Below are 24640 nucleotides of genomic sequence, written 5' to 3'. Positions count from 1 at the left end.
CGCCTAATTATGGATGTATTCAAAATTTGACGCGCGCTGATACGTCTCATAAAACGGGAATGTAGCAAACCCAATACCACCCTGAGACACATATACTGATCCGTCAGCATTCACACGCTCTACAATCGCAACATGCCCATAGACCGGATCAGTGCCTGCCTGTCCACGTTGGAAGACCATAATCGCACCCGGTGCAGGCGTATGGTTCACTGTATAGCCCAACCTACGCGCACTATTTGCCCACTCAGCGCCATTACCCATATGCGACCCAACTGGCAACCCAAGCTGCACACGCCTCTGATACGCCCACAACGTGCAATTACGAGGAGGATACGCATTACCAGTATTACCAGTAGCATGACCATAACAGAACGTTTGCCATTCACCGCAATTACCCAGCTTGCCAGCAACCTCACCGACCTGTATCGTGCCGCCTTGATTACCAGTAAAATAACTCATACGTTCAGTAATACGCCGCACATACCCTTGAGTCTCACCGAAGGAAGGCACACCGTGTGCCTTCTCGACATTACCAATACCAGCGTTATATGCTGCAAGGGTCAACGCAAGTTGATCGCCTTTCACTTTGCCGCTACTTAAATCACGCTCAATAAGACCGGCAAGCTCACACATGTACAATCCTTGAGAATAAATCGCATCATGAGCATTCCACACATCCGCCTTACTGTCCCCATCACCATCTTTACCGTGAGTAGACCACGTACCCGGCATGAACTGCGCAATACCCTGAGCTCCAGCAGAAGACGCCGCACGAGGATTAAACCCAGACTCAGCCTCCAACTGTGCCGCAATCACCTGTGGCGTCACCGTAGGGCAAATACTGCCAGCACGCAGCACATCATCCAAATACTCAGACGGCACATTACCTACCGAGCTCGTATCACTACCAAATAAATGAGAAACCACAGTAAACAGCGACACCACCAGCGAGAACACTACAACTACTGCAATCAATGGGGCAAGCACCGTGGTAACCATGCTCAACGCTGCCGATGCAACAAAAGTCACCACATGCACAATCACACTACGAGCAGCATTCAATGCCGCCGCAGTCGTGCGCACCGCGCGCGACGCGTCTTTAAGATCACGATATACGCGCTTAGCACGCAAACCAGCACGAGTAGCACGACCAAACACACGACTATGAGACAATTGAAACTGTCGAGCCGCACGCCTCGACTGCCGTACCGCATCACGCAAATCCTTATGCGCGCTGCGGTACGGTTTCACCCTCAACAGGCTCTTACGATCCCACGCCTGCTGCGCAGACTCAATCACACCCTCCAACGCGGGATCAGACAAGCGCTTGGCGCGCTTAATATCACGCTGCAAAAGCTTTTTTGCCTTGGTGTGCTTACGCCGACGGTGGGCAATCGCGCCTATCGTCTTACCAGCAGCGCGCACAGGCAGCATATCCGCTTTTACCGCGATGCTTGCGCTATCACGCTCCAACGTAGATGCTGTACCAGTCTCGCCACTACCCACAGCAAACAGGCGTTGTGAAGTAGCCCGCGCATGACGCGATATGAGCCGAGAACTCGCTACCGACTGATGACCAATAATCTTGCCGCTTGCAGCAGCCACACGAGCACTCATACACGCCCCTTACCGCCAACCGCAGGAGTAGAAGTGTCCTTAAACTCAGTGGAATACAACTCATACAAACTGCTATCATTGGCAATACGCGCATTAAATGGCACAAACGCATTACCAATCTGCAACAATCCCTCACCCGGCATCACGCCAGTAAAATATTGACGCTGCTCATCCGACAAATCCAACAGTTCACACAGCTGATCCGCATCCGTAGGCTTCTGCGACAGCAACATGAGAAAATCACTATTAGACAACATCAAACGCGCATCATTATCAACAAGCAGCTCCTCAATATTCTGCGTAATACCCGTTACACCAAGACCATACTTACGAGCACGCTTAAACAAATCCTTAAACTGAGCAGAAGAATACGGGTTCGAGAAAAACCGATGAAACTCATCGACATACAACCACGTGCGCTTACCATGCAACTTATTCAGCACTACACGATTCCACACATGCTCAATCACCACCATCATGCCAAACGTGCGCAGCCCACCAGTTAAACCGGACACATCAAACACCGTAAACCGGTTCGTACTATCTACGTTAGTTTGACCATTAAACCCAGCAAGAGAGCCAGCCACATACGTTTGCAGCGCCAATGCAACATTATGCACTTCAACATTATCAACATGACGCAAACGATCATACAATTCCTGCAACGTAGGCTGAGTGATCATGCCATTGCGATAATCCTGATACAACTGCAACACTGTGGTATCAATCAACGACTTCTGCACACTCGACAAGCCCTGATCACCGCCAATGAGCGCACCAATCATCGCGGTAACCGCATTCGTCTTTTCCTTCACCGGGTCAGTTTCTAACGGATTATCCAACATAATATCCAACGGATTCAAACGCGTGCTACTACCAGCGCTCATCTGGATAATTGACCCATGAAACGCTTGCGCTAGTGCACAATACTCGCGCTCAGGATCAATAATAATGACCTCATCATCACGATTGAGGAACATCGCGCCAATCTCTTGCTTCACACTAAAGCTCTTACCGCCACCAGAAGTACCCAGCACAAACCCGTTAGCATTCATATGCGAACGACGGTCAGCGACAATAGGATTACCCGTTCGCGCATTCGACCCATAGAAAATACCGCCCGGCTCATACACCTCTTGCGCAGTAAACGGAATCAGTATAGCCGCAGTATTCGTAGTCAACGTGCGACGCATCGGCAACGGATTATTCGCCAATGGCAACTCAGCCACCAGCCCCTCAGGCTGCATAAACGCTAAAGTCTCCATCGCGCAGCTCTCAGCTTTCACCTTCGACTGCACTTTCTGACACACTAACCGCAATTCATCCAAACTCTCAGCTGAAACACCAATCACAATTGCAGTATTCATCAACTGTTGATTAGAATGCTGCAACTCACTCTTCAAATCGCTCATCTGCTCAATCTGATCGGCAAGATCAGCCGGCAAATCATCCGGATCCAACCCCTGCTTACGATTCTTACGCCGCTGCTCCATCTCCTGCATCTTCAACTTAGCATTCACACGCTTAACCGTCTCCAAACTTGTCTCACGATCAAACGGCTGCAAATGCAAACTCACATGCACCTTCGCCTGTAAGCCCGATAACGATTGAATCAACTGATCCGTCAACTCAGGTGGATACTCACTAATCCACAAGGTGCGATGATAATACTCATGCACACCATACGTAACATGTAATTCTTGTGGTTTACGCGCATCAATAGCAAACGGCGCACAATAATCCTTCACATCACGATGCTTCGCATCAAAATACCGCTCACTAAACACACACTGCTCTTCAGGACGCAACAACTCACTCAACAAACGCACACGCTGCTCGCGATTGAGACGATAAGCACGACATCCCTCAATCGCATGCAACTGCGCTATCAACGTATTACACAACGCGTTCAGCGCATTCACCGCAACATTACGATCATGCTCAACCAAACCAACCGTTAACACTTTAATCGTGTCACTATCGCGAGAAGCCATCTCAAGACGCTCACGCACAATACGGTTATAATCCTCACGCAACGCATCAAACGCATCACCACGAGACGCAAATCGCACATCATCCATAGCTTGACTTACACCACGAGAACGTGTAAACACGCTAATCTGCGCACACTGCGATCCAGTAAACGTGTTCAACAGCTTCGCCCAACGATCAATAATCTCCATCTGCAACGCTTCAGGCGCAAGCTGATAATTAATATCCTCAAAAACAATACTCGCACTCCACCGGTCATCACCCAAATACGCAATCCCATTACGCAGCAAGCTATCAAAACCAAGCAGCTGCTTCACTGTCTTTGAGGGACGCTGATGCTCAGCTGCTTGCTTTTTCTCTACCTGCTGCTTACGCTTACTAAATATCATCATCGAGCCTCCTTGACCGTAGGTTTTGCGCTCACGCGCACGCTGCGTGCCTCACCATCGAGAAAATACAAATTCTTACCCCAGTAATGACGCCACACATAGCCAATAAACCGCTCAGGCATCATGCCGTGAGGACGCCACCAACCAAACAACGCAAACGGCAACGCCACCACAAACAAAACAAACATTTGCCACGTAGTAATATCCAAAGCACCATTAACAGCAAAAAAGAGCGCACACAACCCACCATTAATCACTACCATTGGCACAGTCGCAGCAAGCTGACGCCACGACAATCCCAACAGCACCAGCGCCTCAATCTGGCTAATCTCCCGATACACCGGCATTTGCAACGCCATGATCACTCGCCTCCAAACAAGCGTTTAGCCACACTATTACTCATGAAAATCGCGCACAACAAGAGCACGGACGAGCCAATGAGACCAGTGAAATTATCAATAAACCAGCTAATACCAATATCACTGGAAGCTTTCGGTACAGCAACCGCAGTCTTCACCAGCACGCGATACAAGTAAAACGTAAAAAATAAGGTAACCGACTGAAACACCACCACCGCATAAGACTTAAAATAGCCAATACCCCAAGCGCGCGTATCCTGATGAGCAATAAACGCAATTGGAAGCGGATTAAACGCCGTCATCACATACAACTGCATAAACCGCAACGCCACCACAACATGCACCGCAATCGCAACGCCCTGTGACACCAAAAACGGGATCAGTAAAATCGCAAACGCACCAGCCTGCTCCATACCATGCATCCCAGCAATCGCATCATGAGCCTCATCGCCCAGCTTCACCGCATCAGCACCCGAAGACGATAAGCTCTTGCTGAAACCGCCAATAATAGACGTGCCAATCTCATTAATCGCCTTCAAAAACAATGGCGCATTCACCGCAGCCATATACACCAGCGCAATCTTAAACATCGCCGCTGCCACCATCTTGACCCCAAGCTGACGATCACCATCCACCTGAGCGCCAACACGAGCAAGCTCCAAAGTAAACACAATCGCCAAAATCGTAGCCGCAATAGGCTTCACCGCCGTATTAGCCACCGTGAAACTCACATCATACAATGCCTTGTTATAATCCTGCGGTGTTTGCAACAGCGTACTCAACGCGCTATCAGATACACCTGATCCCAGCGCGTTAAGCATCGCCACAATCCAATCAGTCATCAGCAAACCTCAGAGCGTCACCGAATGGAACAATAACGCGGCAGCTACAATAAGTCCACCGCCAACCAACTGCCACACACCCGACTGGATCTGAGGACCATTCTGATCCTTCAAACCGCTTGCCAAGACAATAATGCCCCAAATACCCCAAAGTGCACCGCCAACCGTGGCAAACTGAGAAAACAAATCCAACGCCTGAGTCAACACATTAGCCCCAGCAGCCGCAACTATAACTGTGCCCAACATCATTAATCCTTTCCACAAACTGCATGGACACAGCCAGTCTCATAGAAAAAACACGCCGCTTGGTGCGACAGTTAGCCTTTTTCCACGCGAGACACCTCAAAAATACCCAGCCCCTAACCGGGGCTACTACCGCGTGGCATCGCTAGGGCAATACCACTTGCTCCAAATACTGAAATAAAGAAATACCGAGATATCGAAATAATGAGATATTGAAATAAAAGAATGCTGAAAGATAGTTATAGAGAAAACTGAAAAAATATATATGATAGAAAAACTTATCGACTGCGAGATTTGCTACGTCGCGCAGAGCGGTGTTCCTGGCGAACACTAGGAACACCGCAACAACTACCGCGCAAAGACAACATATAGGCAAAAATCCCACTGCTATCAAGGATAACAATGGGAAATGGTTCAAGAGTATTTACCGACAGGCGGATATAATACATGTTTAGTATATCGCGCGCTCACCGAATATGCTTCTTATGTCGGCGAGTGGGTGACCTTAGAGGTTCGCTTTGCTTCAAAGTATGCTCACGTTCTTGCAAAGCGAGCTCGAATGCAGGCTTCCATACCACCTCACGGCGAGTATGTAATGTAGTCCGGTAAAAATCGCGCCTTATATCACTGATACCGGGCACACTCATCACAATCTCATCAAGCACCTGTGGTGTAAGACAATCATGCAGATTGATAAGCTGTGCTCTAAATGGCTTGCCTTCATCAGAGAGTAAGAAATAATTAAACTTACGGCGCTTATTGCGCACATTCATCGACATGTACGGTGCATCCATATTCGCTTGACGCATCAAACGTGGATCAGCTAACCGATCTCGCATCGCATCCTCAGATAAATGCGGTGCTAAACACGAACCGCAATCATACACTGGCGCAAGAGCAACAATATTGGTATCGGAGTCAGCGATAAAACCCCAATTATTCGAGTGACGATCATAATTACCAATCAACGCATCCACGCATACCATCTTGTAATAGCGATCGAATACTTGACTCCGTAATGTTGACAGATACGGTGAATCTGTCATTACATGTCGTACAAACTCCCAATCAGGACGAGCCTTGGACAAACTACTCTCACCTGGCATACTAATCTCAAGCTGCTTAAAATGCAGCAACTGGTACGAGCTCGGATACTGTTGCATAAAATCACGGCACGCCGCCACAGAATGCTCACCATACGTACCCAACATCACTTCCTGCGTAGGAATACCTGAAGCCTGAAAAATACGTGATCCAAGAAACTCATTAACAGGGATATTCGCATAGCTCGTGCGTGACGAGCGTTGCTGCTGCTCATCAACAGTGTACCCGAACTTCACCATATACCGCTGATCACCGATATACATAGTCTGCTTACCAGCAGCACCATCATACCGACTCACACGCAATGGAAACATAGAAAAATCATGCAGAATCTCTAACATCATCCATCCACTCATTCCCTAGGTAATAATTACGAATAACCATCTCATCGCGCTCATTGCTCATCTCGCGACTGCAACTATCAACTGCATCATAATAAATATCCATAAAATGCTTTTCATCGCGAGCTAGAGCCGCAATAAAATCATCAATCGCTTCAGCAGTAATCTCAGGTACGGGAAAATCCCAATCATGAGCACCCTTAATACGAGAAACATCCATCACACAACCTCCAGCCCATCAAACCAATTAATATCAGTATAAAACGAGTTAACCAACGGTCATACATAAGCTAAGAGCAATACTACCAAAGAACACTAAATACAAAACTTTATATCGACGGTAACTACGAATATGCCACATCAGAACTCCTCCATAAAATCGCAGATAAAAACCGCCGTACCACACCATGAGATGCAGTACGGCAGAAAGTACAAGTGATGTAGAGCGCTAGGCGATATGACGTGCACGAGCACGACGGCGTACCGTGTGTAAGCCGAGAGCGCCAGCCAAGAGGCTACCTGCAGCAAGCATGATCATGGTAGCGGTTTGTGCACCAGTCTCAGCCAAAGTGAGCTTGTAGCCGCTCCAATCATCCGTGTTCGATTCCACGTCCGTGCTCTTGCACAACGTGACATCCTTACCATCCAACTGAACAGTCACACGATCAGCATCAACAGACTCCTTATCTGAAGCCTCCGTGCTATCAGCAGTATCAAACGGATGCTCATCACCAACAGGGCATTCCACCAGAGGTGTGCCCGTAACCTTGACACGATCAGTATGCGTATCGCCAGCATTCACGCCCTTGAGCGTGCCAGTAACCACCGTGCTTTCACCCGGCTTCAAGATCAAGCTATCCCAATCTTCTGGATACTTGAAATCTTCAACCTTACCTACACCAGCAATAGTCTGATCATCCAACTTCAAGCTCTTAGCAGCAAAGTAAGCGCCCTTACCAGTCTTAGCGTCTACCTTGCTGGTGTTAGTGATTTTGAACGCGATCTCAAGGCTATCGCCATGCATTTGCAACGCATCCTTGACATCATCACGATCACCCAAAACCTCACCAGTCTTAGTGTCATACTTTTCAATATGCAGGCTTGGGGTCAAGTCTGGAGTATATGTCCACACAATATTTGACGTAAGATCCTTGTCACCAACATGCTCAACAAACTGATTCTCATGACGCTCAGTAGTTTGCACACGCTTAACCTGAATATACGCACGCCAAGCCTGCTCATGAGCCGTATCAACAGAAACTAGATGCAAGTAAGTTGCAGTTGCCTGAATATTCACCTTACCGGTCGCAGGATCAAGCGAAGCAGTAAACAAGTCACCACCAAACTTAGCAGAGTTGAAATTGCTACCACCGATCTTGTCACCTTGTGCAGCAATCACTTGACCATCCTTGATGAGGTCACGCGCCGCATACACAGCCCACTGACCGGACAACACGTCGTATGTTGGGTCAAGCTGATCATCAATACCCCACTGGCTTACCTCAGGATACGCGCGATTCACCGGCAAGACCGAACTATCAAGCTGATACAAGAAGTTCGAGTCAAGATACACTGCCTTACTATCAACCGATGCGCCACCAACCTTGACAGTGACATCCTTTTGTGGGTTAATCACTTCAACAGGATTACTCACGGTCTCCGTCTGCTGCTCGACATCATTCGTAATCTGCGCTGCCGTGTTCTTCACGACCGTGCCTTTACCGCCAGCGATCACCGTGTAAGGCAAGCTAATCGTGTAAGTGTGACCAAGCAACGCTTGATCAATCACTGGATCATGGAGTGGCACATACTTGCGGTCAACCTTCGCGTAGGCTGCAAGATCCTTTGGCTGAGGATCACCCTTCACGGTTTCACCGGTCGCAGGGATCTCAGTATCAACGTTCTTAGCGTAGATGTAAGCCACACCGTCCTTAATCTGGACGTTAAACTTGCCGGTCACATCCTTACCCGTATCACTCATAACGGTAATATCTTGTGGATTAATCTTGACGTACCGCTGATCAAAATCATCGGTCATGCCCAAACGCCACACTTTATACGCCGTATCCTTTTGTGTAGCGTCTAAGGTCAACTGATACAAGCCCTGCTCACCAACCAGCAGTGTCTTACCATCAATACTCACGCTTGCATTCTTGACACTCTTATCAGCCTTATGAGGATGCTCTTCAGGCGGCGTATTAACCACCGTATTCGACGGCGTGATGCTGTTATTCAAAGTCAGTTCCCACTGATTATCCACGGTACGTTTAGCAGGCGCATCCTTGGATACTGTGCCTTCAAAGCGCACTAATAAGCGAGGATTTTGCCCGTTAGCCCAATGCTTCGCCACATAATCCTTGCCGAACGTGAGCACAAACTGGTGCTTAGCATCATCCCAAGCAGTCTTATACTCTTGCTTGCTGATCATCTTCGCAGCCGCCAAATCGGTAACCTCAACCGTCTGCTTATCAGCAAGCAAATACTGATCAAACGTATCAGTAATCACCACCTGCTCGACGGTGTAACCAAGATCTGATGGCAGTTGTGGTTGCGTCTCTAAACGATACTCCACCTTTTGCCCTGGGAACACCACCTTGCTATCCACTGATTCCTGAGATCCAGCCTGAGATGCCTCACTAATCACATCCTTCTTCACCGGTGGCACATATACGCAAATTGGAGGCTCATTGGTAGCAACCTTATGGTTGTTCAACTGCTCAGCACCCGCATTGGTGAGCCTACTACCGGAATTAGAACCCCCTGCTGGGTTTACGCACGTGGTCAGCTCATCACCCGGCTGCTTGCCAAAATCGCTACGCGCCTGGGCTGCGCCCTTACCGTTCGCCAAGTTAATCGCACCAGGAATGAACAAGGTCACTTGCTTCGGCTGAGCCAAGCCCTTCAGGGTCTTTAAGTACGCAGGCTTGGCGGTAGCAGTCACCACCGTACCTTTAACCGTAATATCCCACTGATCGGTTACGTCCTTACCCGTGTTAATAATGTCTGCGACACTGCTCTTACGGTCAGTGGATGCGTCCGTCTCGTACACGCGCATCTGCTTAACATCCTTAACGGTGTCCCACACGTAATCCGCGTGCGCGTAGTCGTCAGTCAAGGTCAGGGATTCTGGGGCGGCAATCAGGTTGGCACTCACCGTGCCATTGACTACAGACCCTACCTTGTCGCCATCGAGGAAGGTCATGGTGTCCGCGCCCGTAGTGTTACTATGCTCAGGGTCGATAACCGCCTGCCACTTACCCGCAGCTTTATCAAACCTAATCCACGACTTATCAGGCTTAGGCTGCCACGTCGGGAACTCATACTCTTGAGTAGATTGTGGCTTGTGATTCCAATCCACTGTGGCTGTATCCTGCACCTGCTTGAAATCAGATGGCTTATCCACAGTCACATCAAAAGAGAACCGCCAAGTATGCTCTTTAGGCAGCTTACCGTCAAACGTAGCATTAACAGTATTATTCTGCTTATCCCAGGATAAAGTAGCGCCCTGCACGTCCGCATTATCCGTGGTATCCAACAGACGCAGATTCTCCACACGATAATCAATACCGTTTGGGGTAATCGTATCGTAAATATGAATATTCTTACCGCCAATACCAGTACCTGTTTCAATAGTCGTGGTATTAGTCATACTATCCGCACTCACACCCTGCTCAATAGCCTTAGTTGGTGGAGCAGGAGGAGTCTCAGGAGGCGCTGGCTCATACTTATCCAACACAATAATGATAAGTCCACGCATCTCATTGTTATGTGGCATAAGACTGTTTGCAATGCTATCTACGCTACGACTTGGATCGTCATCAAATGGATCGCTTGTATGGTAGTGTTCTGTGCCAGCATAGGCGTATTCATATGGTTTAACGAGAGTGTCCCAACCGTGCTGCCATTCGGTAAGACCCGTCCACGCATTATCATCCGTATACGATTTCCCATCAACAATTGCTGCACCCACAGCAACGACACGACACTCACCATCACCCTCATTCGGATGACGCGCCATAAACCCGTTCGCACACTTGACACGTGCACCCTCCAACGTATCGCGGATAGATTTCATACCATGCGTAGTGTCAATGCCAGCAGCATTAAACGCATTAACCACGCTCTGCGGGTCAGTAGCAGGACCGAATGAGCCAGAAGCATCATCCTTATACTTCCACATAATGCTCATCGTGCCGCCACCGCCTGCACCATTATGCTCATCGCCATCACCAGCAGCGTACGCTGCGATAGCGCCAGTACCGAGTGTGGCTGCGGCAACCAGTGCCGCTATCACGGGCTTAAAAAGTCGATGTTTCATAAAACATCCCCTCAATTACTAGACTATATTGCAATTGCAACCACACCCACACTGCACCAAAAAGACGCAGTGCAGGCATGTCACCCACCACTATGCCAAGCGCAACACGCCGTTTGGTGCGACACCTAGATTTTTTTTCACGCGCAAAAAGCAAAAAATATGGGGCACGGTAAGAGGGGATATCACCGTGCCCCACCAAGGGGATAGAGAGAAAATCGACACAAGCTGCCGATCAGCAACCAGTATGCGCGCCAACAAATCATGCTTGGTGCGACACCTCAAAAATATTGCTCAGCCCCTAACCGGGGCTACTACCGCGCGGCATTGCCAAGGCAATACCACTTGCTCCAAATGAATTACCGAACAAAGGAAAAACAATATTGAAATACCGAAAAACCGAAAGATGGAAATATGAGAATAGGCGAACAGTAAAAAATAAAACATAGTTAAAAGAAAGAGTCCTACCAGATCACTAGTAGGACTCAAAATTAGAAATCAGTGATGAATGACGTGCCCCGGTTGCCAACTTCCATCAGGTTTTACACCTTCTCCACCGCCGATAAAGCCACCAAATCCTCCACCTGAGGATTGCGGTTGTGGTGCACTGTAGTTTCCGCCTCCACTGTTGCGTGGGGCTGTGTATCCGCCTCTGGAATATCCTCCACCATTGTAGCTGTAGTTGCGTGGCGTACTGTAGGTTTGCTGCGCTTGCGCAGCCGCTGCTGCTTGGCGTGCAGCCTCCTCTTCTGCTGCCTTGCGCGCTGCTTCCTCGTCTGCTTGACGTTTCGCTTCAACACTCTGGTTTACGGTGTTGATGGCGTTGTCGAGTTTGGCTGGCTCCTCCTGCAACTGCTTAACCGTGGCTTGCTTGTTGGCGAGGAGTTTGTTTGCATTGTCTATGGCAGCTTGCAACTGGTCACGGGTCGCGTTATCCGCCACTTTACCATCTGAATCGGTGAGCGATTGTTGCGCAGCATTCACCCTATCAGTCAGGGCTTGTTTCGCATCCGCTAGTTGTTTTGCCTCCACTGATGCGTTCACTTTTTTGATCGCTTTATCTAGTTTGTCACGCAACTGGCTGGCAGTGTCTGCATCCTGAGCGTAGGCTTGTTTCGCGCTCAACGCTTGCCACAGGAGCGCCTGATTGACATCCTGCTGGCTGACCCCAAGATTGGCTTTCGCATCATCCAACGCACGTTGCAATTCCGTGAGTACTTTCGCGTCTGCAACCTTACGCTTATCGAGTTTGGCGAGTGGGGTGGCTGTGTTCACGCTCTTGACAAGCTGCTTATCCACCTTCTGCGCCTGCGAGTACGCGCTTTCCCTGGCGTGATTCTCGTGCACCGTCACCCCAGCGTATACGCCAACGGCAGCTAAGAGTGCGATGATAATACTGATGGCAATGATGAGTGTGCATTTACCCTGGGCGGACGGTACAGGTGTGGTGTCTGTAGTCTGCTCTTGAGCAGTAGTTGCTTCGTGTGATGCAGTGCTCTCATTGACTTGCGTAGTTGCTGCGTGTGATGCAGTGCCCTCATTGACTTGCGTAGTTGCTGCGTGCTCTTCCATTAGAAACCCCCTATATGTGTAGTATATGGAAAACTGGAAATATTGGAAACTTGAAATACCGAAAAACCGAATTAATGAAATACTGATAGCTATATAGCGTGATCGTTGAGATACGCGGTGAGCGCCTCATCAATAACCTGCTGAATCGTCGTATCATGGGTTGCGGCATAGGATTTACATGCCTGTCGCAGTTGCTTACGCAAACAAATACTCGTTTTCACCCACTCACCATCAGTATGCATGGACTGTAATACTTTACTCATACTCGTCTCAGCGTTCCGCGCAGCCGGGGTAAATGCAAGATTCTTCATGCTTCTGCTCCTTATACATGTAAGTTGATTTATTGAAATACCGAAATACCGAAAAAGGGAAAACTGGAAATAGGGAAATAGGGGAATACAGAGTTATTGATGCAGTTGGTCAAGCACGCCAACCAGCTCCCCAACCACGCCCGTATACTCATAGAGCTTCTGTGGTATGTGTCCCATTGCTTGCTTAATCTCCTGCCGTTTCAACACGGTGGTGTCAAACCGTGGGGTGTGCTGCTCATCTAATGCTTGTACGGTAGCGCGATACGCTCTCGTATGCGGTTCAGCGCGCACCAATAGTACTGCGTATGGTGTGCCTGCTGGTAGAGCGCTAGCGGTAGCCCATGCCTGCTGCACATCTAACGGCGTATCGGACGTGGGGATCATCACAAAATCAGCCACTGACATGCTCTGTGCTAACAATGCACCCTGCGGGGGAGCATCCACAATCACTATATCCCGTGCACCCTGCGATGCTGCTTGCGTGCGTGCGCGGCGTAGCGTACTTAAATTCGCCGCCTGCACGTCCACACCCCGCCATTGTTCACCCTGCTCCACAATCAGATCAGCCCACAAGCTCGCACTCGATTGCGGGTCAGCATCAAGCACGGTGACCTGAGCGGTAGGGTAGCGGCGCACCCATGCCGCTGCTAAAAACATCGCACTCGTGGTCTTCGCCACACCACCCTTAGCGTTTGCTAACGTAACAATCATGATTACTCCTTATATATGTTGATTTATTGAAATACCGAAAAACTGAAAACTTGAAATATTGAAAACTGGGAATAGGGGAATACCGATAGAGGCTACTGCCGCAAGCGACAGTAGGATGGTGTTAATAGTGCAAGATGATAGACGGAGTGGTCTGCGCCATGCTGGTAATCGTGCGCACGCCACGCATATACTCGCGCGTATACTCACGACGTCTCCTGCTATTGCGCTCACGACGCTTATACCGCCGATAGGCGCTACGCGCCTGGGCAATCGCCTCAGGGTGCTCTTGCAAATACTGCACCACATCCCGATGCGTCAGCTGCGCCTTACGTAACGCTTGCAGTATCCTACGCTGCAATAGCACGCGCTCCTCACGATTCAGCCCACCCATGCAACTGTTGCGATCATGCGATAGTACGAGCGTGGCAATACACGAGTACTGTAATGGGCAATCCGCACACAACTGCACCGCAGTACTCTTGCGATCCAACAACACATCCAATTGTGCCGCTGGAACACCAGCACAATTACCAGCCCCACGACGACTCATCATGCGCCTAATCCTTACGCTCGACCGTAAAACGACTACCTACAGCTGCGCGGATAGCAGTAGTCAACTGTCGTACACTCGCCAGATCCGCGCCATTGTCAGCCACAAACCGCGTGAGCATCACGTTATAATCACGCACACCAACCAGATACGCAAACACAATCACCTCATCCATACTCCAATCCCCGCGCACCACCGTGTGAAACGCATCCAAATCAGGCTCAACCTGCGGCAAATACGCGCGTAAATCAGCCGCCAAATCAAACAACGGCACGCTAAAACCAGTACTCATGCTCATAACTTCCTCTCTATAATCCCAAAATCTTTTATGCTGTAGGTGCTTCATCCGCTTGCCAAGGCGGATTAGCACTCATTTCAGCCAACACTTGTCGTTTAAGCGCGCCTTCAGCGCTATCCTGATCAATGAACCGTTGCATAATCTCACGCAATCGTGCAGGATCATGCTGCAACTCCTCAAGCTCATCAAGCGTGTTATGCTCCAAATAGCACGGCAGCCATAAGCCCCACGTATCGCGATCCATTGCAACCTGGAAATCATGGCTATACCTCTGTAAGACGCCAGAGCCAGCCAGCTCGAGAATGCTCGCCTCAGGGTGCACTATGCGCACAAACTGTAATTCTGCCTGCTCGTATAAGCTATCCAACAATGCCTCACGTCGCTGCTGTTGCGTATGGTCAAACAGCACTTGTGCTTGCTCCACCGCACCGCGTAGTGCAGTATCTTCATCATCCGCACCATCATCAAGCTGCTCTTGCAACAACGGCGCAGTGAGATCGCGTAAATGCGCGGGCACGTCAGGACGCTCCAGCAAGCCTTGCAAACGCTGTTGGCGCTGCATATCAGCCAACGCTAAGCGCTTTGCCACCACACTCACATCCTTGCCGCCACCGCCTGAGAGCTGCTCATCCAGCAAGCGAGCATCAGCAAGCTCATCAAACACCCTCGCAAAAGCCGCAGCAGTACGAGTACGCTTCACCCACCAACGCGACGACTGCTTGGTATACACCCATTCCAACATGTCCAACACACGATCCAACCCATGCTGAGCAACCAGTGCCGCCACCGCAGCATCGTCACGACGCGACGAACCAACCGACAAACCAGCCTGAGCACGTAAATCAGCTAACCGGTCAATCACACGCCGAGCAGCATCGTCAATTCCAGCATTAGCATTTTCATCCAGCTCCTGCCCCTGTGGGGAAGTCCGCGCAGCGGCAAGGGGATTATTAGGGTTAATATTTGTTTTAATATTTGTTACATATATAGGGGTGTCACCAGTGACAGGTCTAGAGGTATCAATTTGACAGGTCTGTACATCTAGAGGTGTCATTTTGATACCACCAAAATCATCATCACCAACACCGTGCTCAACAGCCCGACGCGCACGCTCAGCGCGTGCTTGCTTACCCGGCTTTTGTGCAACATGTTCCAACGGCGCACCCATACAGCACTCCCAAACCACCGGACGATACTGCTCAGGCAAAAACCTACCGTGCTCATCACGAGACGCAAGATCTTGATTACCGCGTCGAATAGTGCCAAGAGCCTCCAAATCACGCAGAGCGCGACGCACAGAAGCCTCACTCGCATGAGCCTCAGCCATCAAAGTCTGAACCGTTGGCCACGCACTACGCCCATCAGGCTGACAACGATCAGCCAACGCAATCAACACCAAACGAGCCGTAGCAGTAGGACACTCAGCCTCACGCAACGCCCAAGACGTACACTGCCAACTCATCGCTTACCCCGATCATCCGGTTGTGGCAAATCATGCTTATCAGGATCAGCCCAAGACGCCGCCTGCGCCAACGAAAACGTAAACACGCCAGTCAACGCAAGCACACTCACACCAATAATCACCATCACGATCACCACCCATAAAAACTTGTCCGCTCCCACACCCAATACACGTAAAGCACAGCTACAAGCAACAACATGAGCTGCTCACGATCCAGCCGTGCGAGCAGAGACGGGAGTAAAAAACACCCCGGGATGCAAACAAAAAAGCAAAAAACACCCCACCAAATCAGATCAGAATGTTGATCTTTCAGCCCATGGGCTATAAGAAACGCACCAGCAACAACAAACCATAAGGCAGCTAAACTCACCAACACATGCATCACCAATCACCATCCGTCACCGGTATCGGTTAGTCCACGTCACAACTGCCGATAACACAAAGCATCCAAGAAACAGCCACATGCCATCAGGAATACGAGGAAGCCAATCAATTAAATGCGGCAACAGCATAGCCAGCACAGCGAAGCCAGTAAACAGTCCAGCAAACCACAACCAAGTGATATCCTGATACACCAAAGCGCGCCCAAGAGATATGGCGGTAGCAATAGCGCACAACCATACTGCGAGATTAATAAGAAACGACATCAGGATCACCACCATCAGCGCGTGAGCGTAGACATTGATCACTTGCGAGAGATAATAAATCTCCCGGATTCTGACGTAAGAAAAATGCCACAGTAATAAACTGGTCAAGCGTCATGCGGTGTTTTCTAAACCAAGCATTAACACTCTGCCGCGAAAAACCCGTGTGGTCAGCAATTTGTTGGCGAGTAACACCTTGCGCTTTCGCGCAACGGTTAAGATACTCAACAGCGAACTGCATCACACTATTGGTAATATTTGTTTCCATACCACTAATGGTAACAAATGTTACCACTTTGTCAAGTTGCGTTACCGAATAATATTTGGAAATATTTTTTTCCGAACGTATGATGGTATTCATGGCACGAACCTCAAGACAATGGACAAACCTAGACAAAGCTGCTATGCAGCTAGTAAAAGAGCTAAAAACACAAGATTCACGTGATATGTCAATGCGCACCATTGCTAAAGAAATAGGTGTCACGCATCCAAGAGTTAGCGCATTACTATCTGAAAATGGTGCTCCACCAACTGTGGATGAATTTAGTGACTTATGTATACTGTTTAACGCTAACCCCGGAACAGTATTAACCCAAGCGCTCAAAGATATTGGTATTACAGGGGAGTGACTCATGCTGCCTCCCTAAACACTAGGGCATGGGCATTCATGCGATAAAAACAATCAATCTGAGGTAGGCAATAAAACTCACGTGCACGAGCATCTAAACGAGTAATATAACCTTGCGACTGCAAATACTGGATAGCCTGACGTGCCTGCATAGCACTACAGCCTAAATACCGTATAACAAGATGCAATTGCAACGGCACAATAAATGCACTATCACAATACTCAGCAACATACGATAATGCCCTAAACTCTAACTCAGGCATAGCGCGCGTATCAGCACGCAACAACAATCTACAAGCTCTACTACTCACTATAATCACCACTTTGTGGTCCCGTGCGAAGATTGGACTGTGTATACAAGCGTGTTGATTGTGATAGTTTTTCGAAATCAACACCACATTCAGGATTTTGTAAGCTAAACCTGTTATATTTAGGACTACTCATTGAGATACCTTCTTTCTTAACTTTTATTTCAGTGAGCCTCACCTCTCCATTCGAGCCCTAGACAAGTTGTGAATGGAGAGGTTTTCAGTACCTCTGCTAAAAGCAGAGAAATCTAAGAACGATTGTCAACAAGCATTACATCAAGAGGTATTTGGAACTGTTCATGCAATTTCATAGCATCCTCAAAAGTTAATTTTGTTTGATGGTTGACAATGCGTGATACGTTGCTTACTGATAAGCCGAGGCAGGCGGCAATATCTGCTTGACCAATTTTATGATTGCGAAACCAGTCACGCATATTAAACACCTCCTAAAGAATGAAATATATGTCATATTGACATGTTCTACATAGAAGATATAACAAATTTGTAAAATATGCAAATTCACGATAAAATACTTGTCATATTGAAAAGAGGTGATAGATATGACAGCTGTTATGCCTTTGTCTGTGGGAACGTTGTCTCCTAGAGATGAAGCTGAATATCAGATGTACATTGTGTCGTTTAATATTCGACAGCTATTTCAAGCTAAGCATAAGACTCTGAGTGATTTAGCAAACTACTTAGGTATCCAACAGGCAAGTTTGTCTAATAAACTCAAGCGATCTTCATGGAGACTGAGCGATGCACTGCTTATTGCTAAGTATCTTGGCGTGGATGTGGAAACGCTCACTGACGACTCATTGTACCGAATGATTAACGGTGATGATGCGGCAGAAGAGCTTAAAGCAAAAATACAGTGCCCCCCCAGGGACTCGAACCCTGAACCCACGACTTAAAAGGACGCTGCTCTAACCATTGAGCTAGAGGGGCAACGGCTAACAATTATATGCGGTTTTTTTGAAAAATCAAATTATTATATGGGAGTGTTGCGTGTGTGCTTAGCTTCTAGAAAACGTCAGTGAATACAGCTCATTCAGATACTATTCATCCAAATGTAGCTTACTTAAAAACAGATTGTTTGAATGTAGCAATGCAAAGAAGTGCGCTGAATCGCGAATGCGCCTGTCGGCGCAAGGGCCGCTCTCGGCGGCAATAAATGGAGCCCGGGGCAATGCACGACCCAGCGCGCACACCAGTGTACGGCAAGAATACTTTTTCGTCCACTTTTGCGCTATAAGCGTGTATTGCATTGCCGCTTACTCAAGTTCACCTTTACGCCAGAGTTTGGCAGCAATCTGAAAATCACGTGCTGTTTGTTGTAAGGAATGTGCAGTTTTAGCAATTCCTTGTGGTGATTGCGGTGAACGTGGAGACTGCGCAGATTGTTTAGCCTGTCCCTGAGCATCGTGCATATGATGTTGTGTGTCAGCAAACGCAGTATGGCGTTGTGACTCCTTGGCAAGCACTGAGCTAATTACTCCGCAGAAAATGCCAGCACGTTCAAGCGCCACTGCAAAATCTCCAGTAAACGCGCCAGAAAGAATAGAGTCTGCAGTGCGTTCAATATCAGTAGCATCAGGGGCTTGGTCTACACCTACAATCGCTGAGGCAGAAGTTGTAACCATCTCAGCTACACGCCAAATTCGGCTAATAGAAGCACCATTACGGCGCATCCAAGTGCGGAGCATATACAACCGCCAGAGCACGCCCGGTAGCGACTGCGCATCAGCATCACTCCATAATTCCGCCACTAAATCCACGCCCTCGCGCTCTACTAATGTCAGCACACGCTGCACAACTTGTGGATCTTGCGTATGATGCACGCGATCAAGCAGTGCCGCAGCCGTGGTATGACTCATATCGGTTAATTGTTGAGGATCTACTCCTCCAGAAAGCTGCGCTACTAAGGCATCATCAAGCTGTGCCGGTCTGGTAAAACGTGCTGAGCCTGTGCGAGACGGCGCAAATGAAGCCCCTGCTGCGCGAACCGAAGATGAGCCAAAATATGATGAATTAGTAGACAATTGGTGCAACCTTTTGAATATCGATAATAAGCGGATCGGAATTAGTATGAACAACAGTTAAGACTACAGCATGACCAGTGGGCATGTACGGTGTTTTCGCTGGAAGAGCACGTGCCACAGCCTTTGAAGCACATAAGTTACGCAAATGCTCAAACATGCCACCAATTACAGGTCTATGCATACCAAGAGCAAGCACACTATGCTGAGCGATACACTGCTCCATGATACTTTGCATATATTGCCATGATGTCTCAGGGTTTTGAGCAAAAGCATCCTCGGTCATTGCTGGAGCGCTGACGACCCCTTGTCCTGTTTGCCAAGCAAATGGCGCCATAGTATCCATACAGCGTTTCCATGGTGAAGAAGCAACATGGTTGATACCAAAGCATGCAAGCTCGCGGGCAATGGCATATGAGGCTGCTGCTCCTTTTGGCGTTAACGGCCTATCTGGGTCTCCACCACGCCATACTTTGCGTCCTTCTGCTTTACCATGCCGTACCAGCACGAGTGTGCCGGCATCAAGAGCACCTTGCTTGACCAGTTCTACAAAAGAAGCGAGTGCTTCAACATCGGCAATATGCGTGAGCTTCTTGCGTGCTTGTTGTATAGGTAGCCATTGCACGATATCAACATCATCACCGCGCTCCACCGGACCAAGCACTGCCTTTTGCAATTGTGCTGCTTGCGGTTCAAGAATACGAGCAATCCAGTAATGGACGATTTTTCTAGGGCTTTTTGGGTCAATGCGCTTCTTGCCGCGCTTGCCTTCATCAGTAAGCGAGTATTCTACAGATTGAATATAGGCACCCAATGCTGCCGGGTATCCGGTTTCTTCTTGTATTTCACGCACTGCAGCTTGGTAAATAGATTCGCTAGCATCAAGTTTGCCTTTTGGCCAGCTCCAATCGTTATATTTGGGTCTGTGTACCAGGCACACTTCAATGTCATCTAGCGCGGTGAAAGTTGGTGGATGAGCAGGCTGGGAAGTAGATGGGGAAGCATTAGCTGCTTCAGTGACAGAGTGAGTATGTGAATCAAAATCAGTGGAATGTTGCGTATGCTGGTTCTGCTGAACGCGGCGGTATAGGATGCCGCCAGCTGCAATAATGACATTACTCATAATAAGCCTATTGTAGCGCGTAATAGTGTTTGAGAGTGTGTATTGCACAAAAGTGCGGAAACACAAAAGTATAAAAGGAAGTAATGAAGTAATAGAGCAATGAAATATAAAGAGTGGTATGAATGATTACTCACCCACACCACTCAGTACTTTGCCTACTATGTATCGAACTAGGCGTGTATCAAACTAAGCGTATATCGATTCTAGTATATCTGACTTAGCTTTGTTGCTAGTGTATTTACTAGCATTCACCTTAATGCTGCACTCGAATGCGACCACGTGGTTTGCGAGTATGGCGACGAATAAGCTCTTCTTGACTATCCAGCAATGGCTTACCTTCATTATCGCGCGAATGACGCACATACGTGCCATCAGACTGCATATGCCAAGAACTTGTAGTATCCGCCATTTGCAGATCAACATAGTTAATCAACTCTTCAATCTGATCTGGAGCAGTAACACGAATCAGTGCTTCCACTCGGCGATCAAGATTGCGGTGCATTAAGTCAGCAGAACCGATCCACACTTCTGGTCCGCTTGCTGGACCTTCTCCAATCTGTGGTCCCTGGCTATTAGCAAACGCGTAAATACGGCTGTGTTCCAAGAATCGTCCCAAAATTGAGTGGACACGAATATTGTCACTCATTCCCGGAACTCCTGGTTTCAGAGAGCAAATACCGCGTTCGACAATATCAATTTTGACGCCAGCCTGACTTGCACGATACAACGCGTCAATAGTGGCTTCATCAACAATAGAATTGACTTTAATCTTAATCCATGCCGGTTTGCCTTCACGCGCTGCATTCTCTTCGCGGCGAATGCGCTCAATCAATCCTGTGCGCACGGTACGTGGAGCTACAAGCAGACGGTGGAAACTGGATTTTGGAGCATAACCAGAAAGCTGGTTAAACAGTCTTGTCAAATCTTGACCCACTACCGGATCGCATGTAAGCAAGCCCAAATCAGTGTACAAGCGTGCAGTCTTTGGATTGTAATTTCCAGTGCCCACGTGGCAATAACGGCGCAATCCATCAGCTTCTTGGCGTACGACCAAAGACAGCTTGCAGTGCGTCTTCAATCCAACAATACCGTAGACCACGTGTACGCCGGCACGCTCGAGCTTGCGAGCCCAAGCAATATTAGCGTCTTCATCAAAGCGTGCTTTAATTTCAACCAATGCCAAGACTTGCTTACCGGCATGGGCGGCATCTACAAGCGCGTCAATAATTGGCGAATTGCTTGAAGTTCGATACAGCGTTTGTTTAATAGCAAGTACTTTTGGATCAGCAGCAGCTTGAGCAAGGAATGCCTGTACTGATGTTGAGAAGGAATCATAAGGATGATGCAACAAAATATCATGCTCACGAATCGAAGCAAAAATATCTTGTGCACGACTTGATTCAACTTCAGCAATCTGCCGGTTAGTTGCTGGAATAAACTTTGGGTACTTCAAGTCAGCACGGTCAATAGCGCCAAGCTCAAAAAGCACAGTAAAGTCAAGTGGGCTCGGCAGCCTGTACACCTCGTCATCACTTACGCCAAGCTGAGAAGCGAGCAAGTGAGACAAGAATGGGCTAGTGCTATCAGAAATTTCCAGACGAATTGGAGGTCCGAAGCGGCGGCGCAGTAGTTCCTTCTCCATGGCGTTGAGCAGATTCTCTGCATCATCTTCTTCAACGTCAATATCCTCATTACGAGTAACTCTAAATGAGCGTGCTTCTTTAATAATCATGCCCGGGAAGAGTGATTCCAAATGCGCGATAATGAGGTTTTCCATAGTGACGAATCCGTAGCGCACATTGCCTGAATCGTCCTCAGTCATATCGTCTACAGGCACAAGGCGTGGCATATTGTCTGGAATCTTCACGCGAGCAAAATGCGACTTACCAGATGCTGGATTTTCAACAAGCACTGCCAAATTCAGCGAATTGCCAGAAATATAAGGGAATGGGTGAGCTGGATCTACAGCAAGTGGAGTTAATACTGGGAACACTTGCAGGCGGAAGAAGCGCGACAGCTTTTCCTGCTCAGTAATAGTGAGCTGACTCCAGCGTAATAGAATAATATTTTCTCGCGCTAGATCTGGCAAAATATGATCAATAACATAATGTGCATGCTCATCTTGTAATTGGTGAGCCTGCTCAGAAATTGCTCGTAACTGCTGGCGTGGGCTTAAACCACTTGCGGCTGTTACTGCAAGTCCGGTATCGATACGGCGCTTCAATCCTGCTACGCGAACCATAAAGAATTCATCGAGATTCGATGCGAAAATAGCAGCGAAGTTAGCACGTTCAAGAATTGGAACTGATTCATCTTGGGCAAGCTCAAGTACGCGCTTGTTGAACTTTAGCCAGCTGAGCTCGCGATCGAAGAATCGGTCTGCTGGTAGCGGCTCATACAAAGGCGCATTGGAGTTATCACGGTCTTCTTTTGGTGTTTCCGCGATGTGTTCTGCAATCTGACTTTTTAAGATTGCTTTTGAAGGTGCGTTGAATATCTGGGCCATACTATAACTCTAAGTGTTTTTGTGTCATTTTGGTATGCCAACCCGCATAACGTGACGAAAAATTTACTTGGCGTGTCGTTATTCTTGCGCATAAGTCTGCTGTTCGGGTGTGTATTGGTCAGCAGCAATCTGATGCTGAGATATTTTGGGACACTTGAGGAATATCTAGTGTGCCAAAGTGTAGTTCTTTTGGAATGTATATGGCATGCACAGTAAGTCGGTAATCTATAGCACACTTGCATATATGAGCAGGCAAGAGGTTTCTGATAATTTCCAGCAGGCAGATACGTGGTTCAGTCAGCAGACAGAGCAGCTGCTGGATGAGCAACAGGTAGATACAGCGATAGATGGCATATCATCGCGCTATGTGCCACAAGCTACCGTAGTATTAGCTGCCACGCCTATTGGAAATACAGGAGATGCTTCCCAGCGTCTGCGCGAACTCCTGCAATATGCCGATGTGGTTGCAGCAGAAGACACAAGACGAGTGCTGGATCTTGCCCGACGGTTGAATGTGCGTATTAGTGGCAGTATTACTGCATTCCATGACCATAATGAACGAGAAAAATCAGACCGATTACTCGATGGGGTGGAGCAAGGCGATTGTGTGCTGGTAGTGTCTGATGCGGGGATGCCCACTATCAATGATCCTGGTCTAGCAATTGTTCGTCGGGCTATTGAGCGAGGCATTGCAGTAACATGCGCGCCTGGACCTTCTGCAGTACTTGATGCGCTGGCACTGTCTGGACTTCCTACAGATCGTTTTTGCTATGAAGGATTCCTGCCTCGTAAGCACACAGATCGTATGCGACATTTACGTATGCTGCAAACAGAGCCGAGAACTATAGTGTTTTACGAGACAACGCATCGTATCGCACAGTCTATGGATGACCTTCTTGAAGTATTTGGTCCTGATCGCCCAATGGCCTTGGCTCGTGAATTAACTAAAGAATACGAGCAGATTAGACGCGGAACTATTGAGCAAATCCGTCACAGTGTGCAATCCGATCCTCCGCGCGGTGAATTGGTGTTAGTTATTGGTGGGGCAAGTGCTCAGGAAATTGCTGCACAAGCCGAGCATTCAGGGGCAGTGTTGAGCGTGGAACAGGCGGCTCAGCAGGCAATTGAGCGCTCGCAGCAAGAGCATATGCGCATGAAAAATGCTATTGCAACTATTCTTGATGAGCATCCACTACCTGATGGTTCTACACTGAATCGTAAGGCGGTGTATCAGGCTGTACTTGATTTGCAAGGCAAACAGTAAACAGATAGTTAGGCAGATAGTA

The 24640-nt window shown here is 48.3% G+C and carries 25 protein-coding genes and 1 tRNA gene; 3 read left to right on the top strand and 23 right to left on the bottom strand.

Annotation, left to right across the window (positions count from 1 at the left end; translation table 11 throughout):
* Positions 1-3 precede the first annotated feature (3 nt).
* The 17 genes from IEU85_RS06250 to IEU85_RS06175 all read right to left on the bottom strand — a co-directional run bounded on the left by IEU85_RS06250 (position 4) and on the right by IEU85_RS06175 (position 17018).
* A complete protein-coding gene (locus IEU85_RS06250; RefSeq protein WP_188355399.1) occupies positions 4-1617 on the bottom strand; it encodes a CHAP domain-containing protein in 1614 nt (537 codons plus the stop codon).
* Complete coding sequence (locus tag IEU85_RS06245) at positions 1614-3998, bottom strand: VirB4-like conjugal transfer ATPase, CD1110 family (RefSeq protein ID WP_188355511.1); 2385 nt, start codon at positions 3996-3998, stop codon at positions 1614-1616. Before IEU85_RS06245 ends, IEU85_RS06250 begins: the two co-directional genes overlap by 4 nt.
* Positions 3998-4357, bottom strand: coding sequence for a PrgI family protein (locus IEU85_RS06240; RefSeq protein ID WP_188355398.1), 360 nt, complete (start codon positions 4355-4357; stop codon positions 3998-4000). Before IEU85_RS06240 ends, IEU85_RS06245 begins: the two co-directional genes overlap by 1 nt.
* A 2-nt stretch (positions 4358-4359) precedes the next feature.
* A complete protein-coding gene (locus IEU85_RS06235) occupies positions 4360-5199 on the bottom strand; it encodes a VirB6/TrbL-like conjugal transfer protein, CD1112 family (RefSeq protein ID WP_188355397.1) in 840 nt (279 codons plus the stop codon).
* 9 nt (positions 5200-5208) lie between these two features.
* The gene (locus tag IEU85_RS06230; protein WP_188355510.1) at positions 5209-5445 is read right to left on the bottom strand and encodes a hypothetical protein; all 237 of its coding nucleotides are present in this window, start codon (positions 5443-5445) and stop codon (positions 5209-5211) included.
* 464 nt (positions 5446-5909) lie between these two features.
* On the bottom strand, positions 5910-6890 hold the full coding sequence (locus tag IEU85_RS06225) for a HipA domain-containing protein (RefSeq protein ID WP_188355396.1): 981 nt from the start codon (positions 6888-6890) through the stop codon (positions 5910-5912).
* A complete protein-coding gene (locus IEU85_RS06220; RefSeq protein ID WP_188355509.1) occupies positions 6868-7107 on the bottom strand; it encodes a hypothetical protein in 240 nt (79 codons plus the stop codon). Before IEU85_RS06220 ends, IEU85_RS06225 begins: the two co-directional genes overlap by 23 nt.
* A gap of 228 nt (positions 7108-7335) precedes the next feature.
* Positions 7336-11205, bottom strand: a complete 3870-nt coding sequence (locus tag IEU85_RS06215) for an LPXTG cell wall anchor domain-containing protein (RefSeq protein ID WP_229714806.1) — start codon at positions 11203-11205, stop codon at positions 7336-7338.
* Positions 11206-11700: 495 nt separating this feature from the next.
* Positions 11701-12774 (bottom strand): colicin transporter, encoded by a 1074-nt coding sequence (locus tag IEU85_RS06210; protein WP_188355395.1) that lies wholly within the window; start codon positions 12772-12774, stop codon positions 11701-11703.
* 89 nt (positions 12775-12863) lie between these two features.
* Complete coding sequence (locus IEU85_RS06205) at positions 12864-13085, bottom strand: hypothetical protein (protein WP_188355524.1); 222 nt, start codon at positions 13083-13085, stop codon at positions 12864-12866.
* Between the two features lie 93 nt (positions 13086-13178).
* On the bottom strand, positions 13179-13796 hold the full coding sequence (locus IEU85_RS06200) for an AAA family ATPase (RefSeq protein ID WP_188355394.1): 618 nt from the start codon (positions 13794-13796) through the stop codon (positions 13179-13181).
* A 121-nt stretch (positions 13797-13917) separates the two neighbouring features.
* A complete protein-coding gene (locus tag IEU85_RS06195) occupies positions 13918-14349 on the bottom strand; it encodes a WhiB family transcriptional regulator (RefSeq protein ID WP_188355393.1) in 432 nt (143 codons plus the stop codon).
* Between the two features lie 4 nt (positions 14350-14353).
* Complete coding sequence (locus IEU85_RS06190; RefSeq protein WP_188355392.1) at positions 14354-14644, bottom strand: hypothetical protein; 291 nt, start codon at positions 14642-14644, stop codon at positions 14354-14356.
* A gap of 28 nt (positions 14645-14672) precedes the next feature.
* Positions 14673-16106, bottom strand: coding sequence for a helix-turn-helix domain-containing protein (locus tag IEU85_RS06185; RefSeq protein WP_188355391.1), 1434 nt, complete (start codon positions 16104-16106; stop codon positions 14673-14675).
* Positions 16103-16234: a hypothetical protein gene (locus IEU85_RS08795; RefSeq protein ID WP_268234213.1), complete on the bottom strand. Its 132-nt coding sequence runs from the start codon at positions 16232-16234 to the stop codon at positions 16103-16105. Before IEU85_RS08795 ends, IEU85_RS06185 begins: the two co-directional genes overlap by 4 nt.
* Positions 16235-16504: 270 nt before the next feature.
* Positions 16505-16753 carry a hypothetical protein gene (locus IEU85_RS06180; RefSeq protein ID WP_188355390.1) on the bottom strand — a complete coding sequence of 83 codons (249 nt, stop codon included), beginning with the start codon at positions 16751-16753 and terminating at the stop codon, positions 16505-16507.
* Positions 16737-17018 (bottom strand): helix-turn-helix domain-containing protein, encoded by a 282-nt coding sequence (locus IEU85_RS06175; RefSeq protein ID WP_188355389.1) that lies wholly within the window; start codon positions 17016-17018, stop codon positions 16737-16739. Before IEU85_RS06175 ends, IEU85_RS06180 begins: the two co-directional genes overlap by 17 nt.
* A gap of 91 nt (positions 17019-17109) precedes the next feature.
* On the opposite strand from IEU85_RS06175, the gene IEU85_RS06170 reads away from it, so the two are divergent.
* Positions 17110-17379 (top strand): helix-turn-helix transcriptional regulator, encoded by a 270-nt coding sequence (locus tag IEU85_RS06170; protein WP_188355388.1) that lies wholly within the window; start codon positions 17110-17112, stop codon positions 17377-17379.
* A 1-nt stretch (position 17380) separates the two neighbouring features.
* Here the strand turns inward: IEU85_RS06170 and IEU85_RS06165 are convergent, their stop codons facing one another.
* The gene (locus IEU85_RS06165; protein WP_188355387.1) at positions 17381-17689 is read right to left on the bottom strand and encodes a hypothetical protein; all 309 of its coding nucleotides are present in this window, start codon (positions 17687-17689) and stop codon (positions 17381-17383) included.
* Positions 17690-17934: 245 nt separating this feature from the next.
* Entirely contained in the window at positions 17935-18120 is a 186-nt protein-coding gene (locus IEU85_RS06160) for a helix-turn-helix domain-containing protein (protein ID WP_188355386.1), read from the bottom strand.
* Positions 18121-18246: 126 nt separating this feature from the next.
* On the opposite strand from IEU85_RS06160, the gene IEU85_RS08895 reads away from it, so the two are divergent.
* Positions 18247-18600, top strand: a complete 354-nt coding sequence (locus tag IEU85_RS08895; RefSeq protein WP_188355507.1) for a helix-turn-helix domain-containing protein — start codon at positions 18247-18249, stop codon at positions 18598-18600.
* On the opposite strand, the gene IEU85_RS06150 is transcribed toward IEU85_RS08895, so the two are convergent.
* The 4 genes from IEU85_RS06150 to IEU85_RS06135 all read right to left on the bottom strand — a co-directional run bounded on the left by IEU85_RS06150 (position 18562) and on the right by IEU85_RS06135 (position 23354).
* A tRNA-Lys gene (locus tag IEU85_RS06150) sits at positions 18562-18634 on the bottom strand. The genes IEU85_RS08895 and IEU85_RS06150 overlap by 39 nt on opposite strands.
* Positions 18635-18960: 326 nt before the next feature.
* The gene (locus IEU85_RS06145; protein WP_188355385.1) at positions 18961-19728 is read right to left on the bottom strand and encodes a thymidine phosphorylase; all 768 of its coding nucleotides are present in this window, start codon (positions 19726-19728) and stop codon (positions 18961-18963) included.
* On the bottom strand, positions 19718-20848 hold the full coding sequence (locus IEU85_RS08835; protein WP_188355384.1) for an NUDIX hydrolase: 1131 nt from the start codon (positions 20846-20848) through the stop codon (positions 19718-19720). Before IEU85_RS08835 ends, IEU85_RS06145 begins: the two co-directional genes overlap by 11 nt.
* Positions 20849-21101: 253 nt before the next feature.
* The gene (locus IEU85_RS06135) at positions 21102-23354 is read right to left on the bottom strand and encodes an RNA degradosome polyphosphate kinase (RefSeq protein ID WP_188355383.1); all 2253 of its coding nucleotides are present in this window, start codon (positions 23352-23354) and stop codon (positions 21102-21104) included.
* A gap of 244 nt (positions 23355-23598) precedes the next feature.
* On the opposite strand from IEU85_RS06135, the gene rsmI reads away from it, so the two are divergent.
* Positions 23599-24618 (top strand): 16S rRNA (cytidine(1402)-2'-O)-methyltransferase, encoded by a 1020-nt coding sequence (gene rsmI / locus IEU85_RS06130; RefSeq protein ID WP_188355382.1) that lies wholly within the window; start codon positions 23599-23601, stop codon positions 24616-24618.
* The last annotated feature ends 22 nt before the right edge of the window (positions 24619-24640 follow it).

The sequence above is a fragment of the Galliscardovia ingluviei genome (genome assembly GCF_014635685.1).
Lineage (GTDB): Bacteria > Actinomycetota > Actinomycetes > Actinomycetales > Bifidobacteriaceae > Galliscardovia > Galliscardovia ingluviei.
The sequence above is the reverse complement of the archived record's forward strand: the minus strand, read 5'-3'. Positions and strand labels throughout refer to the sequence as shown.

Bases quoted from the DNA above. Each gene is read 5' to 3' on its own strand.
- IEU85_RS06250 (WP_188355399.1), bottom strand. From the start codon at position 1,617: ATGAGTGCTCGTGTGGCTGCTGCAAGCGGCAAGATTATTGGTCATCAG.
- IEU85_RS06245 (WP_188355511.1), bottom strand. From the start codon at position 3,998: ATGATATTTAGTAAGCGTAAGCAGCAGGTAGAGAAAAAGCAAGCAGCT.
- IEU85_RS06240 (WP_188355398.1), bottom strand. From the start codon at position 4,357: ATGGCGTTGCAAATGCCGGTGTATCGGGAGATTAGCCAGATTGAGGCG.
- IEU85_RS06235 (WP_188355397.1), bottom strand. From the start codon at position 5,199: ATGACTGATTGGATTGTGGCGATGCTTAACGCGCTGGGATCAGGTGTA.
- IEU85_RS06230 (WP_188355510.1), bottom strand. From the start codon at position 5,445: ATGTTGGGCACAGTTATAGTTGCGGCTGCTGGGGCTAATGTGTTGACT.
- IEU85_RS06225 (WP_188355396.1), bottom strand. From the start codon at position 6,890: ATGATGTTAGAGATTCTGCATGATTTTTCTATGTTTCCATTGCGTGTG.
- IEU85_RS06220 (WP_188355509.1), bottom strand. From the start codon at position 7,107: ATGGATGTTTCTCGTATTAAGGGTGCTCATGATTGGGATTTTCCCGTA.
- IEU85_RS06215 (WP_229714806.1), bottom strand. From the start codon at position 11,205: ATGAAACATCGACTTTTTAAGCCCGTGATAGCGGCACTGGTTGCCGCA.
- IEU85_RS06210 (WP_188355395.1), bottom strand. From the start codon at position 12,774: ATGGAAGAGCACGCAGCAACTACGCAAGTCAATGAGGGCACTGCATCA.
- IEU85_RS06205 (WP_188355524.1), bottom strand. From the start codon at position 13,085: ATGAAGAATCTTGCATTTACCCCGGCTGCGCGGAACGCTGAGACGAGT.
- IEU85_RS06200 (WP_188355394.1), bottom strand. From the start codon at position 13,796: ATGATTGTTACGTTAGCAAACGCTAAGGGTGGTGTGGCGAAGACCACG.
- IEU85_RS06195 (WP_188355393.1), bottom strand. From the start codon at position 14,349: ATGATGAGTCGTCGTGGGGCTGGTAATTGTGCTGGTGTTCCAGCGGCA.
- IEU85_RS06190 (WP_188355392.1), bottom strand. From the start codon at position 14,644: ATGAGCATGAGTACTGGTTTTAGCGTGCCGTTGTTTGATTTGGCGGCT.
- IEU85_RS06185 (WP_188355391.1), bottom strand. From the start codon at position 16,106: ATGAGTTGGCAGTGTACGTCTTGGGCGTTGCGTGAGGCTGAGTGTCCT.
- IEU85_RS06180 (WP_188355390.1), bottom strand. From the start codon at position 16,753: ATGTCGTTTCTTATTAATCTCGCAGTATGGTTGTGCGCTATTGCTACC.
- IEU85_RS06175 (WP_188355389.1), bottom strand. From the start codon at position 17,018: ATGGAAACAAATATTACCAATAGTGTGATGCAGTTCGCTGTTGAGTAT.
- IEU85_RS06170 (WP_188355388.1), top strand. From the start codon at position 17,110: ATGGCACGAACCTCAAGACAATGGACAAACCTAGACAAAGCTGCTATG.
- IEU85_RS06160 (WP_188355386.1), bottom strand. From the start codon at position 18,120: ATGCGTGACTGGTTTCGCAATCATAAAATTGGTCAAGCAGATATTGCC.
- IEU85_RS08895 (WP_188355507.1), top strand. From the start codon at position 18,247: ATGACAGCTGTTATGCCTTTGTCTGTGGGAACGTTGTCTCCTAGAGAT.
- IEU85_RS08835 (WP_188355384.1), bottom strand. From the start codon at position 20,848: ATGAGTAATGTCATTATTGCAGCTGGCGGCATCCTATACCGCCGCGTT.
- IEU85_RS06135 (WP_188355383.1), bottom strand. From the start codon at position 23,354: ATGGCCCAGATATTCAACGCACCTTCAAAAGCAATCTTAAAAAGTCAG.
- rsmI (WP_188355382.1), top strand. From the start codon at position 23,599: ATGAGCAGGCAAGAGGTTTCTGATAATTTCCAGCAGGCAGATACGTGG.